This is a genomic window from Collimonas sp. GW821-FHT07E08 (assembly GCF_059418905.1).
The window spans coordinates 168,963-191,795 of sequence record NZ_JBWKQR010000009.1 but is presented as its reverse complement, the minus strand read 5'-3'; the positions used below and the strand labels follow the sequence as shown (position 1 = coordinate 191,795).

At 62.6% G+C, this 22,833-nt stretch carries 19 protein-coding genes; 8 read left to right on the top strand and 11 right to left on the bottom strand.

The window, feature by feature from the left end:
- Positions 1-121: 121 nt before the first annotated feature.
- A complete protein-coding gene (locus tag AC07RZ_RS13780; RefSeq protein ID WP_494668318.1) occupies positions 122-6,004 on the top strand; it encodes an alpha-2-macroglobulin family protein in 5,883 nt (1,960 codons plus the stop codon).
- Positions 5,989-8,241, top strand: coding sequence for a penicillin-binding protein 1C (pbpC, locus tag AC07RZ_RS13775; RefSeq protein WP_494668317.1), 2,253 nt, complete (start codon positions 5,989-5,991; stop codon positions 8,239-8,241). Before AC07RZ_RS13780 ends, pbpC begins: the two co-directional genes overlap by 16 nt.
- 4 nt (positions 8,242-8,245) lie before the next feature.
- Here the strand turns inward: pbpC and AC07RZ_RS13770 are convergent, their stop codons facing one another.
- From AC07RZ_RS13770 to AC07RZ_RS13735, 8 genes are all read right to left on the bottom strand, one after another.
- On the bottom strand, positions 8,246-8,941 hold the full coding sequence (locus tag AC07RZ_RS13770; RefSeq protein ID WP_494668316.1) for an alpha/beta fold hydrolase: 696 nt from the start codon (positions 8,939-8,941) through the stop codon (positions 8,246-8,248).
- An 11-nt stretch (positions 8,942-8,952) separates the two neighbouring features.
- Entirely contained in the window at positions 8,953-9,414 is a 462-nt protein-coding gene (locus AC07RZ_RS13765; protein WP_494668315.1) for a YccF domain-containing protein, read from the bottom strand.
- A 161-nt stretch (positions 9,415-9,575) separates the two neighbouring features.
- Positions 9,576-10,184 (bottom strand): hypothetical protein, encoded by a 609-nt coding sequence (locus tag AC07RZ_RS13760; protein WP_494668314.1) that lies wholly within the window; start codon positions 10,182-10,184, stop codon positions 9,576-9,578.
- Positions 10,185-10,364: 180 nt separating this feature from the next.
- Positions 10,365-11,258 (bottom strand): DMT family transporter, encoded by an 894-nt coding sequence (locus AC07RZ_RS13755; RefSeq protein ID WP_494668313.1) that lies wholly within the window; start codon positions 11,256-11,258, stop codon positions 10,365-10,367.
- A gap of 150 nt (positions 11,259-11,408) precedes the next feature.
- Positions 11,409-12,827, bottom strand: a complete 1,419-nt coding sequence (locus tag AC07RZ_RS13750) for a M20/M25/M40 family metallo-hydrolase (RefSeq protein ID WP_494668312.1) — start codon at positions 12,825-12,827, stop codon at positions 11,409-11,411.
- Positions 12,828-12,856: 29 nt separating this feature from the next.
- A complete protein-coding gene (locus tag AC07RZ_RS13745) occupies positions 12,857-13,177 on the bottom strand; it encodes an AtuA-related protein (protein WP_494668311.1) in 321 nt (106 codons plus the stop codon).
- Positions 13,178-13,185: 8 nt separating this feature from the next.
- Entirely contained in the window at positions 13,186-14,514 is a 1,329-nt protein-coding gene (locus tag AC07RZ_RS13740; protein WP_494668310.1) for an acyclic terpene utilization AtuA family protein, read from the bottom strand.
- A gap of 28 nt (positions 14,515-14,542) precedes the next feature.
- Positions 14,543-15,841: a CitMHS family transporter gene (locus AC07RZ_RS13735; RefSeq protein WP_494668309.1), complete on the bottom strand. Its 1,299-nt coding sequence runs from the start codon at positions 15,839-15,841 to the stop codon at positions 14,543-14,545.
- Between the two features lie 157 nt (positions 15,842-15,998).
- Between AC07RZ_RS13735 and AC07RZ_RS13730 the strand changes: the two genes are divergently transcribed.
- The gene (locus tag AC07RZ_RS13730) at positions 15,999-16,922 is read left to right on the top strand and encodes a LysR family transcriptional regulator (protein WP_144739239.1); all 924 of its coding nucleotides are present in this window, start codon (positions 15,999-16,001) and stop codon (positions 16,920-16,922) included.
- Here AC07RZ_RS13730 and lepB read toward each other — a convergent pair.
- Positions 16,919-17,587: a signal peptidase I gene (gene lepB / locus AC07RZ_RS13725; protein ID WP_494668308.1), complete on the bottom strand. Its 669-nt coding sequence runs from the start codon at positions 17,585-17,587 to the stop codon at positions 16,919-16,921. The two genes, AC07RZ_RS13730 and lepB, sit on opposite strands and share 4 nt — an antisense overlap.
- Positions 17,588-17,780: 193 nt before the next feature.
- The gene (locus tag AC07RZ_RS13720) at positions 17,781-18,392 is read right to left on the bottom strand and encodes a cysteine hydrolase family protein (RefSeq protein ID WP_494668307.1); all 612 of its coding nucleotides are present in this window, start codon (positions 18,390-18,392) and stop codon (positions 17,781-17,783) included.
- Positions 18,393-18,603: 211 nt separating this feature from the next.
- On the opposite strand from AC07RZ_RS13720, the gene AC07RZ_RS13715 reads away from it, so the two are divergent.
- The 5 genes from AC07RZ_RS13715 (at position 18,604) to AC07RZ_RS13695 (ending at position 21,976) form a co-directional block, all read left to right on the top strand.
- Complete coding sequence (locus AC07RZ_RS13715) at positions 18,604-19,554, top strand: GlxA family transcriptional regulator (RefSeq protein WP_494668369.1); 951 nt, start codon at positions 18,604-18,606, stop codon at positions 19,552-19,554.
- 75 nt (positions 19,555-19,629) lie between these two features.
- Positions 19,630-20,154, top strand: a complete 525-nt coding sequence (locus tag AC07RZ_RS13710) for a hypothetical protein (RefSeq protein ID WP_494668306.1) — start codon at positions 19,630-19,632, stop codon at positions 20,152-20,154.
- A gap of 84 nt (positions 20,155-20,238) precedes the next feature.
- Positions 20,239-21,153: a DNA/RNA non-specific endonuclease gene (locus tag AC07RZ_RS13705; protein WP_144739235.1), complete on the top strand. Its 915-nt coding sequence runs from the start codon at positions 20,239-20,241 to the stop codon at positions 21,151-21,153.
- The gene (locus AC07RZ_RS13700) at positions 21,146-21,391 is read left to right on the top strand and encodes a hypothetical protein (RefSeq protein WP_494668305.1); all 246 of its coding nucleotides are present in this window, start codon (positions 21,146-21,148) and stop codon (positions 21,389-21,391) included. Before AC07RZ_RS13705 ends, AC07RZ_RS13700 begins: the two co-directional genes overlap by 8 nt.
- Positions 21,392-21,409: 18 nt before the next feature.
- On the top strand, positions 21,410-21,976 hold the full coding sequence (locus AC07RZ_RS13695; RefSeq protein WP_342830476.1) for a hypothetical protein: 567 nt from the start codon (positions 21,410-21,412) through the stop codon (positions 21,974-21,976).
- 6 nt (positions 21,977-21,982) lie between these two features.
- Here AC07RZ_RS13695 and kynA read toward each other — a convergent pair whose 3' ends face one another.
- Entirely contained in the window at positions 21,983-22,825 is an 843-nt protein-coding gene (gene kynA / locus AC07RZ_RS13690; protein WP_494668304.1) for a tryptophan 2,3-dioxygenase, read from the bottom strand.
- Positions 22,826-22,833: the final 8 nt, after the last annotated feature.

Genomic DNA, 22,833 nt, shown 5'->3' with positions numbered 1-22,833 from the left:
GACGGCGGCTGCAAAAAGACAACACGGGAGTGTTGTTTAAACCATAAAATTGCCATATAGACATAGAGATGCTGTATCCTCGCGAAGTCATATTTCATCTTTTCCTAGCCCGAGGATTGTCATGCAAGCAGCGACACAACGAAAGAAAACCAGCAGCAGCGCCGTGCGCTTTCCGGGGCTGTTTTTTTTCGGCCGCAAACTCTGCGGCGCGCGCAATACGCTGGCGCTGCTGGCGGCGCTGATGGCCGGCCAGGCGGCGCAAACCGCCCATGCGGCCGGCATCAACAGCTTTTCACCGCAGGGCGAGGTCGCCCAGGTGCGCCAGGTGCGGGTGAATTTCTCGGAAGCCGCCATCAAGTTCGGCGACCCGAAATCGCCCACGCCGTTCGACATCAGCTGTTCCGAGGCCGGCAGCGGGCGCTGGGCCGACGAGCGCAACTGGATCTACGATTTCGTGCGCGACGTGCCGCCGGGAACGCGCTGCGGCTTTACCGTGAAGACCGGGTTCAAGCTGCTGTCCGGCGCCGCGGTCAGCGGCAAGACCGTATTCCAGTTCAATACCGGCGGCCCGGCCGTGGTCGACATCATGCCGCGCGGCGACAGGATCGAAGAAGAGCAAGCCTTCATCCTGATACAGAACGGCGCCGCCACCAGCGACAGCATCCTGAAGCACGTGTACTGCCAGGCGGAGGGCGTGCATGAACGGATCCCGGTCAAGTTCATCGCCGGCGCCGAGCGCAAGCAGCTGCTCGAGCATTTCGCCGACAAGATCAATCCGGACCGGGTCAGCACCTTGCAATGCCAGCAGCGCCTGCCTAACGACGGTGCGGTCAGCCTGACCTGGGACAAGGGCGTGAGCACCGCTTCAGGCATCGCCAGCAGCCAGCCGCAAGTATTCAAGTTCAAGGTGCGGCCGACCTTTACCGCCAGCGTCAGCTGCGAGCGCGAGAACGCCAATGCCGCCTGCGCGCCTATCCTGCCGCTGCGCATCCTGTTTACCGCGCCGGTGCCGCGCAAGCTGGCTGAAGGCGTGACGCTGAACGCTTCCAACGGCAAGCTGAAGCCATTTTTTGAAAAGAACGATGCCGACGACACGGTGTCGCAGCTGACCTTCAAGCCGCCGTTTGCCGAAAAAGCGGAACTCAGTGTCGATTTGCCGTCAGGTTTCCAGGACGAGAACGGCCGGCCGCTGTCGAACGCCGCCGCGTTTCCGCTGAAGGTGCGGATGGCCGACTATCCGCCGCTGGCGAAATTTCCCTCGGCGCCGTTCGGCATCATCGAGCTTAACGCTGACGCTACCTTGCCGGTCACCCTGCGCAGCGTCGAGACCGGCATGCTGGCCCGCAGCGCCGACGGCAAGGTCAATCCCGGCGCGGTCAGCAACCTGAAAGTCAGCGACGACCAGAACATCATCGCCTGGCTGACCAAGCTCAGGAAGTACCACGAAACCACGATCACCATCAACAAGAAGCAGGTGGAAACCCGCAGCATCGGCTTGCTGGCAAAGCAGGCCGGGGCCAAGACCCTGGACCTGCCGCCGTCGCCGGACAGCAAGGACGGCGTGCGGCCGTTTGAAGTCATCGGCATTCCGCTCAAGGATCCGGGTTTCTACGTGGTTGAGCTGGAATCGCAAAAGCTGGGCGCTTCCTTGCTAGGCAAAGCCGCGCCCATGTATGTGCGCACCAGCGCGCTGGTGACCAACCTGTCGGTGCACGTCAAGATCGGCCGCCAGAACGGCGCGGTGTGGGTCACCACGCTGGACAGCGCCAAGCCGGTGGCCGACGCCGACGTCCGGATTTCCGATTGCCGCGGCACCGAGCTGTGGCGCGGCAGGACCGGCAAGACCGGGATTGCCATGGTGCCGGAGTTCCCGCTGGACGGTTGCCGCAACGGCGACGGCAACCAGCCGGGACATATCGACGGATTTTTCGTCAGCGCCCGCAAGACCGACGACAAGGGCCGCGCCGACATGGCTTTTGCGCTGACGTCATGGAACGACGGCATCGAATCCTGGCGCTTCAACCTGCCGATGGATTACGACAAGTCCGCTACCGTGCGCGCCCATACGATATTTGACCGGACCTTGTTCCGCGCCGGCGAGACGGTATCGATGAAACACGTGATCCGCACCGAGACCATGCAGGGTTTCGGCCTGCTGCCGACCGACAAGCTGCCGACCCGGGTGCGCATCACGCACCAGGGCAGCGGCCAGGAATACCAGTTTGCGTTGAACTGGCGCGGCCAGAAGAATGCCGAAACCGTGTTCCAGGTGCCGAAGGAAGCCAAGCTGGGCAGCTACGAAGTGGTGCTGGACGGCGGCAAGGTGAAGAGCGGCGTCATCGGCGGCGATGGCGATGCGGACGCAGACTCCGACGCCGATTCCGATAGCGGAGGCTATGACGAAAACCGCCGCAGCTACAGCAGCGGCAGCTTCCGCGTCGAAGAATTCCGCCTGCCGTTGCTGCAGGGACGCATCACGCCGCCCAAGACCCTGGTGGCGCCGAAAGAAGTGCCGCTTGCCGTGCAGCTCAATTACCTGAACGGCGGCGGCGCTTCCGGCCAGGCGGTGCACATCACCAGCCTGTTGCGCGGCAAGGCCGTGAGTTTTTCCGGCTACGACGGTTATTCCTTCGCCGCCGGGCGCAACGACGAAGACAGCAGCGCCGACAGCCAGAAAATCGTGGCCGACAAGCTGCCGGTGACCCTGGACAAGGCGGGCGCGGGCAAGACCGTGGTGAAGGACATGCCGGCGGTTACGGTGCCGAAGGAATTGCTGACGGAAATGACGTATGCCGATCCCAACGGTGAAATCCAGACCGTATCGAGTGTTACGCCGGTCTGGCCTGCGGCAGTGGTGGTCGGCTTGAAAGCGGGGGAGTGGGTTTCGGTCAAGAAGAAACTGACGCTGACGGCGGTCGCTCTCAATCCGGCCGGCCAGCCGCAAGCCGGCGTGCCGGTCGAGATCAGCGGAACCAGCAAGCAGACCAATTCGCATCGCAAGCGCATGGTGGGTGGATTCTATGCTTACGAAAACACCACCAGCGGCAGCGACCTGGGAGCGCTGTGTTCAGGCAAGACCGACGCCCGCGGCCTGATGATCTGTACCGTGGAATTGCAGGAGCCCGGTAATATCGAACTGACAGCCAAAGGCAAGGACGGCGACGGCCACGCCGCGCTGGCCACCAGTTCGGTCTGGGTGACCAAGCAGGGCGAGCTGTGGTTCGATGGCGAAAACCAGGACCGTATCGATATCCTGCCTGAGAAAAAGACTTACCAGCCCGGCGAAAGCGCCAAGTTCCAGGTCCGCATGCCGTTCCGCTACGCTACCGCCCTGGTCGCGGTGGAACGCGAAGGCGTGATCGAAACCCAGGTGGTGCAGCTGAACGGCCAGGACCCGACCTTCAGCCTGCCGGTCAAGGCCGGCTACGGCCCCAACGTATTTGTTTCGGTGCTGGCGGTGCGCGGCCGCATGCGCGAGGTGCCGTGGTATTCCTTCTTTACCTGGGGCTGGAAAGAGCCGCTGAACTGGTGGAGCGAATTCAAGGAATACCAGGCCCCTAGCGCTACCGTCGACCTGGCCAAGCCAGCCTATAAATACGGCATCGCCGAAATCACGGTAGGCACCGCCGCCAACCAGCTGGCGGTGACGGTCAAGGCGGACCAGCCTAGTTATGCGATCCGCACCACCGCCAAGGTGAACATCCAGGTCAACCTGCCCAACGGCAAACCGGCGGCCGGCGCTGAAATCGCCCTGGCGGCGGTCGACGAAGCGCTGCTGGAGCTGGAGCCGAACCGCAGCTGGAACCTGCTGGAAGCGATGCTGCAGCGGCGCAGCTACGGCGTGGAAACCTCGACCGCGCAAATGCAGGTGGTCGGCAAGCGCCATTACGGCCGCAAGGCGATTCCTGCCGGCGGCGGCGGCGGCAAATCGCCGACGCGCGAGCTGTTCGATACCTTGCTGCTGTGGAAACCGGCGATCGTGCTGGACGCCAGCGGCAGGGCGCAGGTCGACGTGCCGCTGAACGATGCGCTGACCAGCTTCAAGATAGTGGCGGTAGCGCAAAGCGGCGACAGCCTGTTCGGCACCGGCGCCGTCAGCATCCGCTCGACCCAGGACTTGCAGCTGATATCCGGCTTGCCGCCGCTGGTGCGGGAGGGCGACAATTTCAGCGCGCTGGTCACGGTGCGCAACACCACCACCCGCGCCATGCAAATCCATGCCACGGCTCAGGCCGCGGGCCTGCCGGCGGCAACGCCGCTGGCAGCCAAGGACGAGAGCATTCCTGCCGGTGAAACGCGCGAGCTGGTGTGGGCGGTGACGGTGCCGGCCGACGTCGGCCAGCTGGCATGGGAAATCAATGCCCAGGAACAGGGCGGACCGAAAGTGAAGGACAGCATCAAGTTCGTCCAGCGCGTGGTGCCTGCGGTGCCGGTGACGGTGCAGCAGGCCACCCTGTTCCAGCTCGACAAGCCGTTCAGCATGGCGGTAGCGCCGCCTGCCGACGGCTTGCCGGGGCGCGGCGGCCTGGCGATCTCGCTGGCGCCGTCGCTGGCTTCCGGCAGCGACGGCCTGCGCCGCTATTTCGTCAACTACCCGTTCTCCTGCCTGGAGCAAAAGACATCGCGCGCAATCGGCTTGCGCGACGACGCCATGTGGCAGAAGGTATTGAACGATTTGCCGACCTACCTGGATAGCGACGGCCTGGCGTATTACTATCCGCCGAACGAAGGCAACGCCCGCCGCGGCAGCGATACCCTGACGGCGTACCTGCTGGCGGTGACCCAGGAATCCGGCTTTGCGATTCCGCAGCAAAGCCGCGACAAGATGCTCGATGGACTGGCAGCGTTCGTGGAAGGCAAGATCACGCGCGATTTCTGGTCGCCGCAGAAAGACCTGGACGTGCGCAAGCTGGCGGCGCTGGAAGCCTTGTCGCGTTATGACCGGGTGCGGCCGGCGATGCTCGATTCGGTCCAGATCTCGCCCAACCTGTGGCCGACCTCGGCCGTGCTCGACTGGATCAATATCCTGCAACGGGTATCGGGCATTCCAGACCGCGCCAAGCGCCAGGCGGAAGCCGACCAGGTGATCCGTGCGCGCCTGAATTACCAAAGCACGCGCATGGGCTTCTCGACCGAGAGCAGCGATTACTGGTGGTGGCTGATGGCCAGCGCCGATGTCAACGCCAACCGGCTGGTGCTGACCATGCTGGAGAACCCGGCCTGGAAAGAGGACATGCCGAAACTGATCAACGGCGCCATCCAGCGCCAGTCGCGCGGTCACTGGTCGACTACCACGGCGAACCTGTGGGGCTCGCTGGCGCTGCAGAAATTCGCGCGCAAGTTCGAATCGGAAAAGGTCGCCGGCACCACCAAGGCCAACCTGGAGCAGGGCGCCAGCGTAAGCGGCAGCCAGAGCTACAACTGGCCTGCCGCAGCGGCTGCTAACGAGACCGGCAAGCTGCAGTTGCCTTGGCCGTCGTCGACGGCGCCGGCCGAGCTGAAGCTGAGCCACGCCGGCAGCGGCGCGCCGTGGGTGACGGTGCAAAGCCTGGCGGCGGTAGTGCTGAAAAAGCCGTTCTCCAGCGGCTACCGGATCAGCAAGAACATCGTCCCGGTGGAGCAGAAGGAAAAGGGTAAATACACCCGCGGCGATATCGTGCGGGTCGACCTCGAAGTCGACGCCCAGACCGACATGACCTGGGTGGTGGTGACCGATCCGATCCCGGCCGGCGCTACCTTGCTGGGTTCCGGCCTGGGCCGCGATTCGGCCATCGCCACCACCGGCGAGCGGCCTAGCGGCAGCGCCTGGGCAGCGTATGAAGAGCGCAGTTTCGAAGCGTTCCGCAGTTACTACGAGTATGTGCCGAAAGGGAAATTCACCATGACGTATACCTTCCGCATCAACAATCCGGGTGAGTTCAGCTTGCCGCCGACCCGGGTCGAAGCGATGTATGCGCCGGAAATGTTCGGTGAAAGCCCCAACCAGAAATGGACGGTGAAGTGAAGTCGACTGGCCTCAAGCGCTGGACCTTGGGGGCTGCGTTGTTGCTGGCCTTGGCGGCCGGCCCGGCGCACGCCTTGCAAAGTTTCGCCGATGTGCAGCAGGAGTTCCGTTCGTCAGAAGCCAGCCTGTACGACCGCAAGGGCCAGCTGCTGCAGCAGGTCCGCATGAATCCGAACGAGCGCCGCCTGTCGTGGATAGCGCTGGAAGATGTGTCGCCGGCGCTGCGCAATGCGCTGGTGGCGTCGGAAGACCGGCGTTTCTACCAGCATAGCGGGGTTGACTGGAATGCCGTGGCTGCGGCAGCCTGGGGCAACCTGTGGAACACCAAGACCCGCGGCGCCTCGACCATCACCATGCAGCTGGCCGGCTTGCTGGACGACGACCTGCGGCGCCGCACTTCGCCGCGCTCGATCAGGCAGAAAATGTCGCAGGTAGTGGTGGCGCAGCAGCTGGAGCGCAACTGGCGCAAGGACCAGATCCTGGAAGCCTACCTCAACCTGGTCAGCTTCCGCGGCGAACTGGTCGGCATACACGCCTTGTCGCGGGTCTTGTTCGGCAAGCATCCCAGCGGCCTGAGCCAGCGCGAAGCGGCGATTGCCGTGGCCTTGATCCGCAGCCCGAATGCGACGCCGGCCCGGGTCGCGGAACGGGCTTGCCGCATCTTGCAGGAACAGCGTGCGGCGCAAGAGTGCAACGGCCTGGAAGATTTCACCCTGCTGGCGCTGGTGCGCACCGGCTCGAATTCCGAAGTGATCGTCACCACCAGCGCCCCGCAGCTGGCGCCGCACCTGGCGCGCAAGCTGCTGCGTACGCCGGGGCAGGCGGTGCGCTCAACCCTGGACGCCGGTGTGCAGCGCTTCGCCAACGATGCCTTGCGGCGCCAGCTGGCGGCACTGGTGGAGCGCAATATCGAAGACGGCGCCATCGTCGTGCTCGACAATGCCAGCGGCGACGTGCTGGCCTGGGTCGGTTCCAGCGGTTCGTTTTCCAATGCGGCCAATGTCGATGGCGTGGTGGCCCTGCGCCAGGCAGGTTCGACCTTGAAGCCGTTCCTGTATGAACTGGCGATCGAAAAAAAATGGATGACGGCGGCCTCGATCCTGAACGATTCGGCGATCAACCTGCCGACCGCCAGCGGCTTGTACATCCCGCAAAACTACGACAAGCAGTTCAAGGGCCTGGTCAGCGTGCGCACTGCGCTGGCTTCATCGCTGAATATCCCGGCAGTGCGCACGCTGGTGACGGTCACCCCCACGACTTTCTTCGAGCGCCTGCAAGGACTCGGTTTCCAGCTGCGCGAATCCGGCGACTATTACGGCTACAGCCTGGCGCTGGGCAGCGCCGATGTCAGCTTGCTGGCGCTGAGCAATGCCTATCGCGCGCTGGCCAACCAGGGGCGTTATAGCGGAGTGCGCACCACGCTGGCCGATCCGGCGGTAAAAATGACGAAGGTGATGGACCCGGGCGCCGCCTTCATCATCGGCGACATCCTGTCCGACCGCAGCGCCCGCAGCCGTACCTTCGGCCTTGAGAATGCGCTGTCGACACGGGTCTGGAGCGCGGTCAAGACCGGCACTTCCAAGGATATGCGCGACAACTGGGCGATCGGTTATTCGGACCGCTACACGGTCGGCGTCTGGGTCGGCAATGCCTCGGGTTTGCCGATGTGGGACGTCTCCGGCGTCACCGGCGCCGCGCCGGTCTGGCAAGAAGTGATGCAATACCTGCACACGCGCGACCAGCTGCGGCAGCAGGTTCCGCAAAAGCCGGCCGGCGTGGTGGAACAGGACATCCGCTACGCCGACAAGATCGAAGCGCCGCGCCAGGAATATTTCCTGGCCGGGACCGAACAAAGCCTGATCACCACCGCCAGCTCGGACGACATCAGCATCGCCATACGCTATCCGACGCCAGGCATGCTGGTCGCACTCGATCCCGACATCCCGCCGCAGCGGCAGCGCATACGCTTCGCCGCCGACGGCTTGCCTAGCGGCGCGTGGCGGCTCGACGGCAAGCTGCTGACGCCGCCGGCAACAAAGGCAGGCAAGAAAACCAGCCGCCAATCGGCAGCCTCGGATCCGCAGCTGGCCTTCGACTGGATGCCATGGCCGGGCCGGCATGTGCTGGAGCTGCTGGACCATAAAATGGCCGTGGTCGACCAGGTGCGTTTCGAGGTGCGCGGCGCGGTCGAGAACCATGCGCAGCAGAAGACCGGCCGCGCCAGGAAAAATAACTGACGTTTTAGCGGCAGGGCATTTTGCGCATGAATGCAGCTATCGTTTGTGCGGACTGGCTTGGAAACGCTTGCAGCAGGAAGTGCGGACCCGCTATCTTCACCAGCCGGGTAGCCGGCTGCGCCAGCATCACCTGCTTGGTGGCGCTGGGCGGTACGACACGATCGTGTTCCGCCTGCAGATACAAGATCGGGACTTCGATGGATTTGAATTCGGTGGTGACATCGACCGATAGGACGGCCTTTAGCCGGGTCCGTAGCGTCAGGCTGGAAACCGGCGCAAGTGCAGCCGCCAGCGTCGAACGCAAATGCTGGGTCGAATAGCAGCCTAGAAGAAACCAGTTCAAGACTGCAAGCGGCGCTAGCTTGACCGGTAACGATCCGACGCAAGAATGCAATCCAGTGAAGGCTGGATGCGGATTGCGGACAAAGGTGCAGCACAGGATCAGGCCGACCAAACCCGGTGGTCGCGAAGCCGCAAGAGAGACAGCGACAGGTCCTGAGAATGACTCCCCAAGAATCACAAAATATCCATCGCGGGGCAATGAAAGCCTGGCGTGTTTTTCAAGCGCTTCATAGTCGAGAGCGCCCTCTGTAGGATAGCGAACTATCCGGACATTAAATTCAGCGTCCAGCGCCCCGATCAAGGGCTGGAATAAGTCGCCGCTTCCGTCCATACCCGGCAACAAAACGATTGTCAGCATATGCAATGATGTCAGGCGTTTGTCCTCAGTTTAGCCACAGCCTCGTCCGCACCCTGCCTGCGCGCCGCAGCCGCGACTTCTTTGGTGACGATAGTCTTGCCTATCGGCGCCAGCGCGATGCCAGCCAGTTTCAGGTGCTGGACGCCGAACGGAATGCCGATGATGGTGATGAAGCAGGCGATGGCCGAGAGCACGTGGCCGATAGCCAGCCAAATGCCGGCAAACACGAACCACAGGATATTGCCGACCAGGCCCAGGCTCCCGGTGCCGATATCGTCCTTGTTGTTCAGTTCTTTCCGGCTCACCGCCTCCCTGCCGAAAGGGAAGAAGGTAAATTGCCCGATCACGAAACAAGCCTTGCCCCACGGAATGCCGACGATGGTGAGGAAGGCGACAGCGCCAGCCAGCCACCAGCCTAATCCCATGAACACCCCACCCAGGACAAACCACAAGAAATTGAGGATCGCGCGCATATCGTTTTCTCTCCGATGAAAAACACAAAAAAGGTCTGCCGCTGAATTTAATTAGGGTCAGAGTCGAATATTCTCGTCCATCAATATTCGACTCTGACCCTAATTGTGAAAGGGAAAAATGTAACACTGTAATTGGCTGTCTACAAGCCAATCAGCAGGCGCTACCACTTGCATCCGCTATCTTTTTTTGACAGCACCGCATCCGCCGCGAGAACCAGGGGCGCTAATAGACCAAAGGGACGGCCGACGTCGAGGCAGTCGGCGCGCGCGCTGCGTTGGATATCCTGGGCTAGCGGACTATCGGGGCGGGCTTCTAGCGGGTGCGTTTGCAATTGCGAGACGGCGGTGCCGTTGCGTCTCTCGGTGGGATCCGTGGCTATCTTCCTGGCTGTGTTGAATGCGGCGTCCAGGTCGACGCGTGGCTGTTTTTGCGCCGGTTGAGAAATGGATGCGGTATCGCCGATACTGTTCTCGCGGGGTGCCGCGGGCAGCGGCGCGGTCATCGTATTGGCGCGGACAGAAGGCTGGGCGGGATGCGGGTCGCGCTGGACGACAGGCGGCTTGGTGATGGACGCTGCACGTGCCGGGGCTGGCGGTGCAGCCGGCAGCAGTAACAAGGCCATCGCTGGCTGCGAATCTGGGGCCGCATCAGCAGCGGCATGAGGTCGGAACAATTGCATCAGGCCGAGATGCAATAACAAGGACAGCAGTATGCCCATGCGCATTGGGCGCCGGTTTACCGCAGCTGGCCAGCAGCTTTCGTTAGACATTTTTTCTGCACCGTTCAGGACGTAGAAAATATTCGACTCTGACCCTAATTAATTTTCGCGAAATAATTTGACTCTGACCCTAATTACGAAAGGGAAAAATGTAACACCGCAATTGGTTGTCTACAAGGAAATCGTCAGGCGTTGTAACTTGCGTCCGTCGATTTTTTGGAGTGATGCCTGCTAACCCGTGGTGGTCCTTGCTTTGCGTTTACCTGGCAACAAGGTGCCCAGCTTGCCGCTGGCGAGGGCGGTCCCGAGCAGGGTGATGGCGCAGCCGGCCAGCATGGCTGGGGTGATTTTTTCGTTGAGAAAAACGGCGCCCCAGATTAGTCCGAACACCGGGATCAGGAAAGTCACGGAGGCGGCATAAGAGGCGCCCACGCGTTCGATCAGGCGGAAATACAGGATGTAGGCGAAGCCGGTGCAGACCACGCCTAGGGCGGCGACGCAAGCCCAGATCGCGGGCGCGATAGCATGCTGCGGCCAGGACAGCAGCGCCGGCGGCAGCAGCACGACGGAGGCGAACAGCTGGCTGCCGAAGGCGACTACCAGCGGCTGCACTCCTGCCAGATGCCGTTTGGAATAATTCACTGCAAAACCGTAGCACACGGCAGCCAGCAGCGCGGCGGCGATCGCCAGCGGCACGCCTGCAACGCCTGCTCCTGCGGTATCCCACACCAGCACGGCAACCCCGGCCAGGCCCAGCAGCAAGCCGCAGGCCTGGCTGCGGTTCATGGCTTGCCCGAACCAGAGCGCGGCGATCAGGGCGGCCCAGATCGGCGTGGTGGCGTTCAGGATGGAGTCGATGCCGGCGTTGACGGACAGCGTGGAATAGGCGAACAGGGCGAACGGAACCGCGGAATTGCTGACGCCGACTACAAACAAAGGCCATGCCTTGCTGCGGCATTGGCTGCGGGCGGCGGCGGAGCGCAGCACCGGCGCCAGCACCAGCGCGGCAATGCCGACCCGCAGCGCGATCAGCGCGAAGGGGCCGAATTCCGGCGCGGCAATCCGCAGGAAGAGAAACGATGCGCCCCAGATCGCGGCGAGCAGGAGCAGTTCGATAAAGTTCATGGCGAGTGTCCGTCAATTGGCTAGCGGCAGGCGCCGCACAATTGCAACATAGGGCATATCAAGGCCCTGGACACTCTGGTTCTTGCGTTCGAATTCGGCAGCAAGGCAATCCGGCCCCGGCTGGCGCCGGAGCCGGTTCAATTTATGACCTTATTGCGCCAGGCGCTTGACCAGCCGATAGAGGAACTCACGGCCGTCGTACAAGCGCTGGATTTCGACGCGCTCGTCCAGGCCGTGCGTGCGGCGGTCCGACGGTTCGACAAACAGGCCGGACACGCCATACATCGGAATTCCCGCATTGCGCATGTAGCTGCTGTCGGTGGCGCCGGTGCTCATGGCCGGCACCACCGGCACGCCTGGCCACATGTCCTGGGTCAGGGCTTCCACCGTTTTCACCAGGTCGCCGTTGAGCGGCGAAGCCGGGCTGCGCAGCGGTTTGTTGGTGTAACGCACGGTGATCTTGTCGTTATTGATCACTTGCTTGAGCTGGCGGTCGATATCGTCCGGATCGTCTTGCGGCAGGATGCGGCAGTTGACGGTGGCCTTGGCCGATTGCGGAAGGGCGTTTTCGGCATGGCCGGCGCTGACCATGGTGGCCACGCAGGTGCTGCGCAGTTGCGCATTGTAGTCAGGGACCGCCGACAGGCGCTCGATTGCAGCGGCGTCCGGCTTGCCGCCGCCTACCGCGCGCATGTCCGCGGCCAGCTGGCCGCTGGCGAACGGCGCGCTGCGGGCGAAATAGCCTGTGGTGACTTCGGCCAGGTGCACCGGGAAGCGGTAAGCGCTCAATCTGTTGAGCGCGGCGGCGATGGCATAGATCGGGTTGTTGGCAGTCGGGGTCGAACTGTGGCCGCCGGCATCGCGTGCTTCCAGTTCGTAAGTGGCGTAGATTTTTTCGGCGACCTGGATCCGGTGCAGGTTCGGCTTGCCGTCGCGCAGTTCGCCGCCACCGCCTTCGTTGATGCCGAACGCGGCCTTGAGCAATTCGGGCTTGTTGGCGATCAGCCATTTGGCGCCGTTGCTTTCCACATCGCCGCGTTCTTCATCGGTGGTCAGCGCCAGGATGATGTCGCGGCTGGGCTTGAAGCCCTCCTGCTTGAGCTGGCTCAGCACCGATACGAAAGCCGACGCCATCGCCTTGTCGTCGATCGAGCCGCGGGCGGTGAAATAGCCGCCGGTTTCCTGCAGCTGGAAGGGATCGGTCTTCCAGTCTTCGCGCTTGGCCTCGACCACGTCGATATGCGCCAGCAACAGCAGCGGCTGCTTGCTGCCGTTGCCCTTGAACCGCAGCACCAGGTTGCCTTTGCGCGGGAACGGCTCGATCACCTGGATATCGCCAGCCTTGAAGCCGGCGTCCAGCAGATGCTTTTCCATTGCATGCGCGGCTTTCGTGGTGTCGCCCGCCGAGTGGCTGGTATTGATTTCGACCAGCTCCTTGTAGATGTCGTGGTAGCGCTGGGTTTCCGGCGCCAGCGTTTGCGCCGACGCCACGGCTCCCAGCGTGGCAAGGGACAGCGCTATCGTGGCGTACGTGGTTTGGCGCGGCAAGCGGCGAATCTGCATTCTCATGAACTTCCTTTCTTGGCGGCGTGGATGGATCAGGATGGATCGATATCGTCAGGGATTTCCAGGGTCATTATCGCCGAACTCAGGCATTTGCCGTGGGCGTCCAACGCCAGGGAGCGCGTGACGCCGCCGCCCAGGGCGCGCTGCATGACAAAGTTGAATGCACCCAGGCTTGGCAGCGCATAGCGCACCACCTCGCCGTGCACGATGCCGGCGAAATGCGCCTTGACGCGTTCCGGCGTCAGGTATTTTTCCAGCAGCGCGTAGTCTTGTTCGCGGTAGGCGATTACCGAGAGATTCGAGATGTCGCCCTTGTCGCCGGCGCGGGAATGGGCAAGTTCGCGTAGTTTCATTTTGATCCTCACTCGAAATGGACGGCGGTTGTCACGTGCCGGCGCGGCATCAGGCAAGACTGCACCGCAACCACTTCCTTCGCCGTCTTGGTGACGCCGCCGCCGGCCGCCGGTCCGCAGGTATACAGCGTTTCGACTTCGTTGCCGATGCGGACGGCCTCGCCCATGCTGCCGCTGCGGGCGCTGACGCGGAGCCGCACTTCATACGGTTCGCCCGGTTGCGCCGACAAGGCGGCGCCGTGGATTGCGTCCACGCCCAGCAGGTCATAGCGGATTTCATCGAACGCCACGGCGCTGAGCTGCAGCCGTTCGGCGACAATCGCCTGCGCCAGCCTGCCGCGCGCCAGCGCACCCGGCCCGGCGTAGGAAATCTGTCCTTCGCCGATGTAGCTGTCGATATAACCTATCGATACCTTCAGGGTGTCCGGCCTGGCGCTGCCGCTGGCGCCTTGCACCAGCACCCGGTCGGGGCCGATTTCCTGCACCGTCGCCGCCGAAAAATCGGCCACCACGTCCGGCGTCAGGTAACTGGCGGGATCGTGAATTTCGTACAGCAGCTGTTCCTTGCAGGTGGCCGGCGTTACCTGGCCGCCGGAACCGGCAACCTTGGTGATCACGACCGAACCGTCTTCCGCCACCTCGCCGATCGGGAAACCCAGGCGCGCCAGCCCCGCGACGTCTTTGTAGCCCGGATCGGCGAAATAGCCGCCGCTGACCTGGCCGGCGCATTCCAGCAAGTGCCCGGCCAGCGTGCCCTGGCCGAGGCGGTGCCAGTCGTCCATGGCCCAGCCGAACTCGTGGATCAAGGGCGCCAGGAACAGCGCCGGGTCGGCCACGCGGCCGGTGACGATCACGTCGGCGCCCTGCGCCAGCGCTTCCACCAGCGGCGCGGCGCCGATATAGGCGTTGGCCGACAGCAGCCTGTCGCCCAGGCTGTTGACCGCGATATCCTGGTCGCTGATGTAGTCGCCGGCTTTCATGGCGTCCAGCACATCGTCGCCGGTCACCGCCGCCACTTTCAGATTGAGCTGCATGCTTTGCGCGATCTGCCTGACCGCGGCGGCGGCGGCCAGCGGATTGGCCGCGCCCATGTTGGTGATGATCTTGATTTTCTTGGCGCTGCAGATGGCCAGCACCGCCCGCATCCGCTCCGCCAGCAGCGGATCGTAGCCGAGTGCGGGATCTTTCATCCGGGTCTGCTGGGCGATGGCGATGGTGCGCTCGGCCAGGCATTCGAACACCAGGTAGTCGATCTCGCCCTTTTCAGCCAGTTCGATGGCGGGTTCGATGCGGTCCCCGGAGTAGCCGGCGCCGGCGCCGATGCGGATATGTCTCATGCTGGTTTCCTCAAGCTGTATGCGCCCCTCATAAAGGGAAGACGCCGATCGCGACACAGGTGATCGTCATGATGACCGAGGCCGCGAACAGGTATTTGAACGTGTATTTCTGGTGGTCGGCGAGGTCGATGCCAGCCAGGCCCGCCACCAGGAAGGTGGCAGGCGTCAGCGGGCTGACCGGAAAGCCGGTGGTCATCTGGCCCAGCAGCGCGGCTTGCGCCACATGCAGCGGCTGCACGCCCAGCATATGGCCGACTTCGGCGATCACCGGCAGCACGCCGAAGTAGAAAGAGTCGGGATCGAACAGCATGGACAGCGGCATCGACAGCAACCCGAGCACTACCGGGATATGCGAGGCCATCGACGGCGGCACCAGGCCGACCGCCATCTTGGCCATGGCGCTCAGCATCCCGGATTTGCTCATGATGCCGGTGAACACGCCGGCGGCGAACAGGATGCTGGCCATCAGCAGGGCTGCCTTGGCGTGGGCGTCGATGCGGGCGCGCTGCATGTCGGCGTTGCGGTAATTGACCATCAGCGCCAGCACCACGCCGATCATGAACATCACCACCGGATCGATTTTGCCGCTGATCATCACGCCCAGCACAAAAACGGTCAGCACGATATTGATCCAGAAATTCTGCGGACGGCGTATGCTTTTTTCCGTCTCGGACAATTCGTGGGTATGGACGAAACCGGACGGCGCGCCCTTGGCCAGGCCGAGCCGCCGTTCCTCTTTCAGGCCGAGGTAGTAGGCCACCGAAAAAACGAACGCCAGGCCGACCACCTGCACCGGGATCAAGGGCGTGAAAATCTCGCTGACCGGAATGTGCAAGGCAGCCGAGGCGCGAATCATGGGGCCGGTCCATGGCAGGAAATTGACGCCGGCCGCCAGCGACGCGACGCAGGCCAGGACGCGCTTGTCGATGCCGAGCCGCGTGTACAGCGGCAGCATGGCGGGGATCGTCACCAGGAAGGTGACCGCGCCGGAGCCGTCGAGGTGGATCAGCAGCGCCAGCAGCGCGGTGCCGGGCACGATGCGGGTAGGACGGCTGCCGACGATGCGCAGGATGGCGGAGATGATCGGATCGAGCATGCCGGCGTCGGTGACGATGCCGAAGAACAGGATCGCGAACACGAACATGCCGGCCACCGGCGCAATGCCGGTGATGCCGGAAACGATGAATTTGGAGGTTTCCAGGCCAAAGCCGCCGATCAGGGCGGCGATGATGGGGATCGCAATCAGGGCCACCAGCGGCGACATCCTTTTTGTCAGGATCGCCGCCAGCAGGATGACGATGGTGATGAAGCCGAGCAATGCCAGCATGTTGTCTGTCTCCTGTCCCTGGATATTTTCCGGGATTGTTTGTTATCGATCTGTTTTACGATCTGTTTGCGATCTTGTTTTGATGCATTCTGGTGGCAGGGGTTTGTGCTGTAAAATGAATTTTTTCGATAGATTGATCGTTAAAACGGATTAATCGATGAAACTCAATATCTCCACCCGCTCGCTGCACGCCTTCCTGGCGCTGCAGGAATGCAAGCATTTCACCCACGCGGCGGAGCGCTGCTTCATGTCGCAATCGGCGTTCAGCGTCATGATCCAGAAACTGGAAGTGGCGGTGGGCGCCAAGCTGTTCGAGCGCGATACGCGCAACGTCACGCTGACCGCCGAGGGCGAACTGTTTGCGGAAGTGGCGCGTTCGCTGGTCAGCGATATCGAATCGGCATTTGCCGACATGAGCGACTACGCCGCCAGGCGCAAGGGCCGGGTGGCGATCGCCGCGCTGCCGTCGCTGGCGGCGAACGGCTTGCCGGCGGTGATTGCCGAATACAAGCGGGCCTATCCGGGAATTACGGTGCAGCTGTTCGACGCCTTGTCGGACCAGTGCCTGGCCATGCTGCGCCAGGGCAAGGCGGATATTGCCTTGACCGCGCCCGGTTCGGGCCTGACAGAATTCGATACCAAGACCTTGTGCAGCGATCCGTTTTACCTGGTGTGCCGCCAGGACCATGCGCTGGCCGGCAAGCGCCGCATCCGCCTGTCTGACCTGGGCGGCTGCGAGCTGATACACCTGGCGCGTTCGACCAGCGTGCGCCAGCATGTCGAGCTATTGTTGCGCGGCATTCCGGTGATGAATTCGGGGCTGGAAGTGGAGCATCTGGCGACGGTGGCGGGCTTGATCGAATCCGGCCTGGGCGTCAGCATCGTGCCGGAGCTGACCTTGTTCCAGTTCCGCCACATGGACCTGGTCAGCATCCCGATCGATGCGCAGGACATCGTGCGGCCTATCCTGATCGTGAAAAAGAAAGAGCGCTCTCTTTCGATTGCGGCGCAGGGCATGTCGGAACTGATTGAAAAGCGGCTGCACAACATCGGCAGCCGCGCGGCGGGCCGGCGGCGTTAGCGCAGCTGCATGCCGAAGCGTTCGGTCCGCGGCATCCAGTTGCCCTTGATGTCGGCTGACACCAGCACCCGTTCGGCGCGCCCGATCAGCAACTCGCGCGGCACGAAACCGAAATGGCGGTAGTCGCCACTGTTGTCGCGGTTATCGCCCAGCATCATGTAGTGGTCCTGCGGCACCGTGATCGGGCCGAAATTGCGCTCGGCGTTGACCTGCGGCAGCAGCTGGATGCGATGCTGCTCCGTCCCCATCTTTTCATTCAGGCGCAAGGCCACCAGGGCGCCGCCTTGCTCCAGCGGTTCGGGCGCGCTGCCCAGCATGGCGTAGCTGGCTTGCTGGCCGTTGATGATCATCTTTTCATCGCGCATCTCGACCGTGTCGCCGGGCAGGGCGATCACGCGCTTGATGAGCCGGGTGTCGTCCAGCGGTGAAAAGAAGGTGACGATATCGCCGCGCTTCGGTTCGCCGAGGTGGCTGAGGACGATGTTGGTGAGCGGGACTTTCAGGTTGAAGGCGAGGCGGTTGACGAACACGACGTCGCCTTCCAGCAGGTTGGGGCGCATGGAACCGGAAGGGATCGGATTCCAGTCGGCGACCGCGGTGCGGAAAATCCCGAAAAGGAAAAGGAACAGCAGGAATCCCTTGTTGAGACGAATCCAGTTTTTCATTTCACTCCGCCTTTCAGTGGCAACCCATGCCCATCAGCAAATATACCCAATCCCGCAATCCGCACAGTATGCCACTTATTCCCCCGCCCATATTTCCCCACTCCCACCCTTGCCGGCCAGTTAATTAGGGTCAGAGTCAAATTGTTGACCGGTCAACAATTTGACTCTGACCCTAATTAATAAGCGTGGTGGTTCAGGTTTGGGGCAGTTGCAGGATCTGGGTGGTTGTCATGATGTCGCCGAAGGTGTCGGCGATGGTTGCCAGCGATGCGCGGTGGAGTGCGGCGTGGGGCAGGACGGCGCCGTCGGCGGTGTCGAGGTCGCGGGTGGCGCAGGCGTCTTCGGCCACCAGCACCTGGTAGCCGAGGGGTACTGCGTCGCGTGCCGCGCCGGCGACGCAGGCGTGGGTCATCAGGCCGCTGATGATCAGGGTCTTGATGCCGGCTGCCTTGAGGCGGCTGTCGATGTCGGTGGTCGGGAACACGCTGACTGACGATTTTTGCAGCACGGTGTGGTGCGCGGCAGGCTGCAGTCCGTCATGGAATTGCACGGTGGTCCCGCCTTCGGCAAAAATCGGCGTGCCGGCCGGCGTGACATGCTGGACATGGAATACCGGGATCCCGGCCTGGTCGGCGAAAGTCGTAAGGCGCCGGGCGTTGCCGAGTGCGCGCGCGCCGTCGGGAATCGGCATCTTGCCGCTGAAGTATTCGTTTTGAAAGTCGATCACCAGCAGCGCGGTGCTGGCGGCTTCTATCTTGGCCGGTGCGGTTGCGCCGGCGATGGTGCGGATGGTTGGGTGGTTCATTTTGGGACTCCTGTGTGAATGGGCAGGATGGGCGCCAATCGCTCATCCCTGCCTTTCCCCGGGCTCTTTGCAGCGAGCGTCGGAACAGGACGAAGTATCGGGTTTCAGGGTAATCGGCGAAAGTGTCCCGATAGACATAATGTGATAGGATCGGGCCATGTCGAAACCAGCCTGGAATCCTGCAACTGCGCCCGAAGCTGCTCCCGAGAAAATGCACACCGTGGCGGTGATCGCCTTCGAGGGCATCAGCCCTTTCCACCTGTCCGTGCCGTGCATGGTGTTCGGCGACGACCTGGCCAGGCTGGGCGCGCCGCGCTACCGTTTGCTGATTTGCGGCGAGAAGGCGGGCCTGATGGCGACCATGTCCGGATTCGATATCGATGTGCGGCATGGCCTGTCCGCGCTGGAGGAAGCCGACACCGTGATCATGCCGGCCTGGCGCGATCCCGATGAGCGTCCGCCTGAAGCCTTGCTGCAGGCTTTGCGCCAGGCGCATTTACGCGGCGCCAGGGTGGTCGGTTTGTGCCTGGGGGCGTTCGTACTGGCCGAGGCCGGTTTGCTGGATGGCCGGGCGGCATCCACCCACTGGGTGTGGGCCGACGATTTTGCCCGCAAGTACCCGCGCGTCAAGCTGGACCAGAAAGTACTGTACGTCGACGATGGCGACATCCTGACGTCGGCCGGCACCGCGGCGGCGATCGATTGCTGCCTGCATCTGCTGCGCCGCGACCATGGCGCCGACGTGGCCAACCGTATCGCCCGGCGCATGGTGGTGGCGCCGCATCGCAATGGCGGCCAGGCGCAGTACATCGAACAGCCGTTGCCGGCCAGCGGCGGCAGCGACCAGCTCACGGCCACGCTGGACTGGGCCATCGAACATCTGGAACAGCCGCTGTGCCTGGATGTGCTGGCCGCGAAGGCCGCCATGAGCCGGCGCAATTTCACCCGCCGTTTCAAGATGAAAACCGGGACCACGGTATCGCAATGGCTGCTCAACCATCGCCTGGCGTCGGCGCAACGGCTGCTGGAAACTTCCGACAAGGCGATAGACCGCATCGCCGAACTGGTCGGCTTCGGCTCCACCGTGTCGCTGCGCCAGCATTTCACTGCCGCGTTCTCGGTTTCTCCTGCCGCCTACCGCAAACAATTCCGGCGCCAGTGAAGCGCCGCGCTTTGTACTATACAATTTGGCCTTCCTAGCCTCATCTACCTTCCATCAGCAGCGAAGCAATCCCCAATGACAGACAATTCCGCAGCAACTCCCGACGCCCACGACGCCCACGATGAAACCGCCGCCGGCGACCGGCTGATCCAGGAGCCGCGCCTGTGGTGCGACGACGGCTGGACCGCGCGCATCATCAAGAACGACGATGACGACGGCTGGGCGGTAGCGATGATCAAGGACGGCGAACCGGAGCCGGCGCTGGTCGGGCCCTGGACCATGGGCCGCGACAAGAAGAATCCGAAACCGCTGGATGCCTCGGCTTTCATCACGCTGGTCAAGACCGCATCGGAGTTCGTGCGCCGGCACGAACAGCAGCTGCACGCCATGCTGCACAAGAGCATCGTGGTGGACGCTGCTGAAACAACGCTCAATGTCACGCTCGACATCGTTCCCGACGACGATTTTCCCTATGCCTTGTTGACTGCCCACGATGCCGACGGCGAACAGCTGGCGCAGGTGCGGGTTGCGGCGACTTTCAAGCTCAGCGAAAGCAGCGCCAGCGCCTGGGCGGCAAACGGATTCCGTACGCCGCATTGATTGCATCGCAAAAAAATTAGGGATAGTGCTTGGTGCAGTTTAAGTTAAACCTTATACTGTGTATTTATACAGTTTTGGTGAGCAATGCCGCACAAGCCATATCGTTTCCTGCTTCCCCTTTTACTTCTTGCTTCATCGGCTTTTGCCACAGATTGTCCCTCCCATTACGCCGCCGGCCGGGCGCCCGAAATCCTCAATGACAAGCTGGCGCGCCAGACCCAGGAATTGTGCTACCAGGCTTTCGCCGTCATGCATTCAGGGATCACGCGCACCCCGCTGTGGTCGGCCGAGCACCTGACGCGCAGCAATATCGACGCCGCCCGCACGCTGTCGCGCGAAAATTCCTTTCATCCCGAACCCGGCCTGCTGATCAGCGGCCGCGCCGAGCTGAAAGACTATGCGCGCTCCGGTTTCGACCGCGGCCACATGAGTCCCAACGGCGACATGGCGAACCGCACTTCGCAGTATGAAAGTTTCAGCCTGGCCAACATGATTCCGCAGAATCCGCAAAACAACCGCCATGTCTGGGCCGAGATCGAAAGCGCCGTGCGGCGCCTGGCGGAAAAAGACGGCGAGCTGTACGTGATTACCGGACCGGCCTTCCTCGGCCAGGACTTGCAAAAGATCGGCAATGTGCTGGTGCCGACTTATATCTACAAAGTGGTCTATAGTCCGAAGAGGCAGCAGGCTGCGGCCTATTTCATCAAGAATGAAGATACGTCGCACTACCAGGCCTTGTCGGTGACGCAGCTGGAAAACACGTTGCGCATCGACCTGCTGCCCGGCGTGCCGAAGCGCATCAAGGACGTGGCGATGCCGTTGCCGGGCGCTGGAGCCGGCCAGCACGGCGCCAGGAATGCTCCTGAAAAAAGAGAGGATCCGGCAGCCCAGGTCAAGAAAATTGAAGCGGATCTATTAACCAGGCTATTCAACGATGCCATGAAAGTGTTCCTGAATTTCATTACAAACCTGATCCATAAAGGATGGTCGCATGTCTAAATTTATCCCGTTCGCCGACGAAAGCGCAACCCTCGCCATCGGCAAGCTGAACGTCGAGAATCGCCTGGACCGGGTCAGCCTGTTCGGCGATCTCGACCTGACCCTGGACCAGCGCGGGCTGGAGCAGGCCAAGGCCTTGCAGTCGCTGCTCAACCAGGTGGTGGAGCAGCTGGAGTCGCGGCCCTTGCCCGAGACCCTGGCCGCCGCTCCGGTGCTGAAAGTCAGCAATCCCTTTTGAATAAACGAGGCAATCGAGATGGAAGATACGACGGCCGATGCAGGCCTAAGCGCGGTCGGCATGCTGGGCAATGGCGCGCCGGCCAGCCAGGTGCTGGAGGCGGTGGCGATGCGCAAGCACGGCGATCCGGCGTGGGAGCCTTTTCATTACGAGAAGGTGTCCGAAACCGAATACGAAGTCAGCGGCGGCGCGCCGGCGGTGGTCGGCGGCGTCAAGAAATGGCCGGGGCCGCATAGCAGCGTGCTGGTGACGCTGGATGACATCGCCGAGGAACAGCAAATCCGGTTTCCTGCGGAAGTTGCGCCAGAGCCGGCGGCCATAGCCAGCCAGCCTGTGCCGGATCAGGCGCAGGGCAGCCCGGCGGCAAATTTCCTGACAGTGGTGCTGCAGTTGCCGCAGGACGAACAGGGCCGCAAACGCATCTGCAATGCGCTCAGCCTGGATGCCGATTTTTTCGGCGGCAGGGTGACGGCAACCTCGCTGGCCGACGAGATCGCGGTCAACCAGCTGCTGGAACTGCGCTGCGATCCGGCCGATGTGCAAGACGTGCGGGCGCGGGTGGCCAGGCGCAATCGAGGGAACTGACCTGCTTCAGAGAGAAGTCCGCAGCGAAAACAGTTCCGGGAACAGCACCACGTCCAGCATCATCTTCAGGTAGCTGGCGCCTTCGGTGCCGCCGGTGCCTTTCTTGAAACCGATGATGCGTTCGACGGTAGTCAGGTGGCGGAAGCGCCAGTAGCGGAACGAGGTTTCCAGGTCGACCAGCTTCTCGGCCAATTCGTATAACTCCCAGTGTGTGTCCGGGGCCTTGTACACCGTCAGCCAGGCCGCTTCCACCGACTTGTCGGCGACGGTGGGATTGCTCCAGTCCAGGTTCAGGCGAGCCTGTTCCACCGGCAGGCCGGCGCGCGCCATCAGCATCACCGCTTCGTCATAGATCGACGGCTGCCGCAAGGCGTCCTGCAGCCGCGCATACGATTCCGGCGAATGCTGGTGCACCTGCAACAACGCGGCGTTCTTGTTCCCCAGCAGGAATTCGATCTCGCGGTACTGGAACGACTGGAAACCTGACGACTGGCCAAGGTAAGGGCGGATCGCAGTGTATTCCGGCGGCGTCATGGTCGCCAGCACGTCCCAGGCGTGCACCAGCTGGTCCATGATGCGCGCCACCCTGGCCATCATCTTGAACGCCGGCGACAAGTCGTTGCTGCGCATCTGCGCGCGCACTGCGTGCAGCTCGTGCAGCATCAATTTCATCCACAGTTCGCTGGTCTGGTGCTGGATGATGAACAGCATTTCATTGTGGTTGGGCGAACGCGGCTGCTGCGCCGACAGGATCTGGTCCAGCGCCAGGTAATCGCCGTAGCTCATGGTTTCGCCGAATTCCATCTTGGCGCCATGCCACGATTCGCCGGGCTTGTAAGGGCATTCCATTGCGTGAC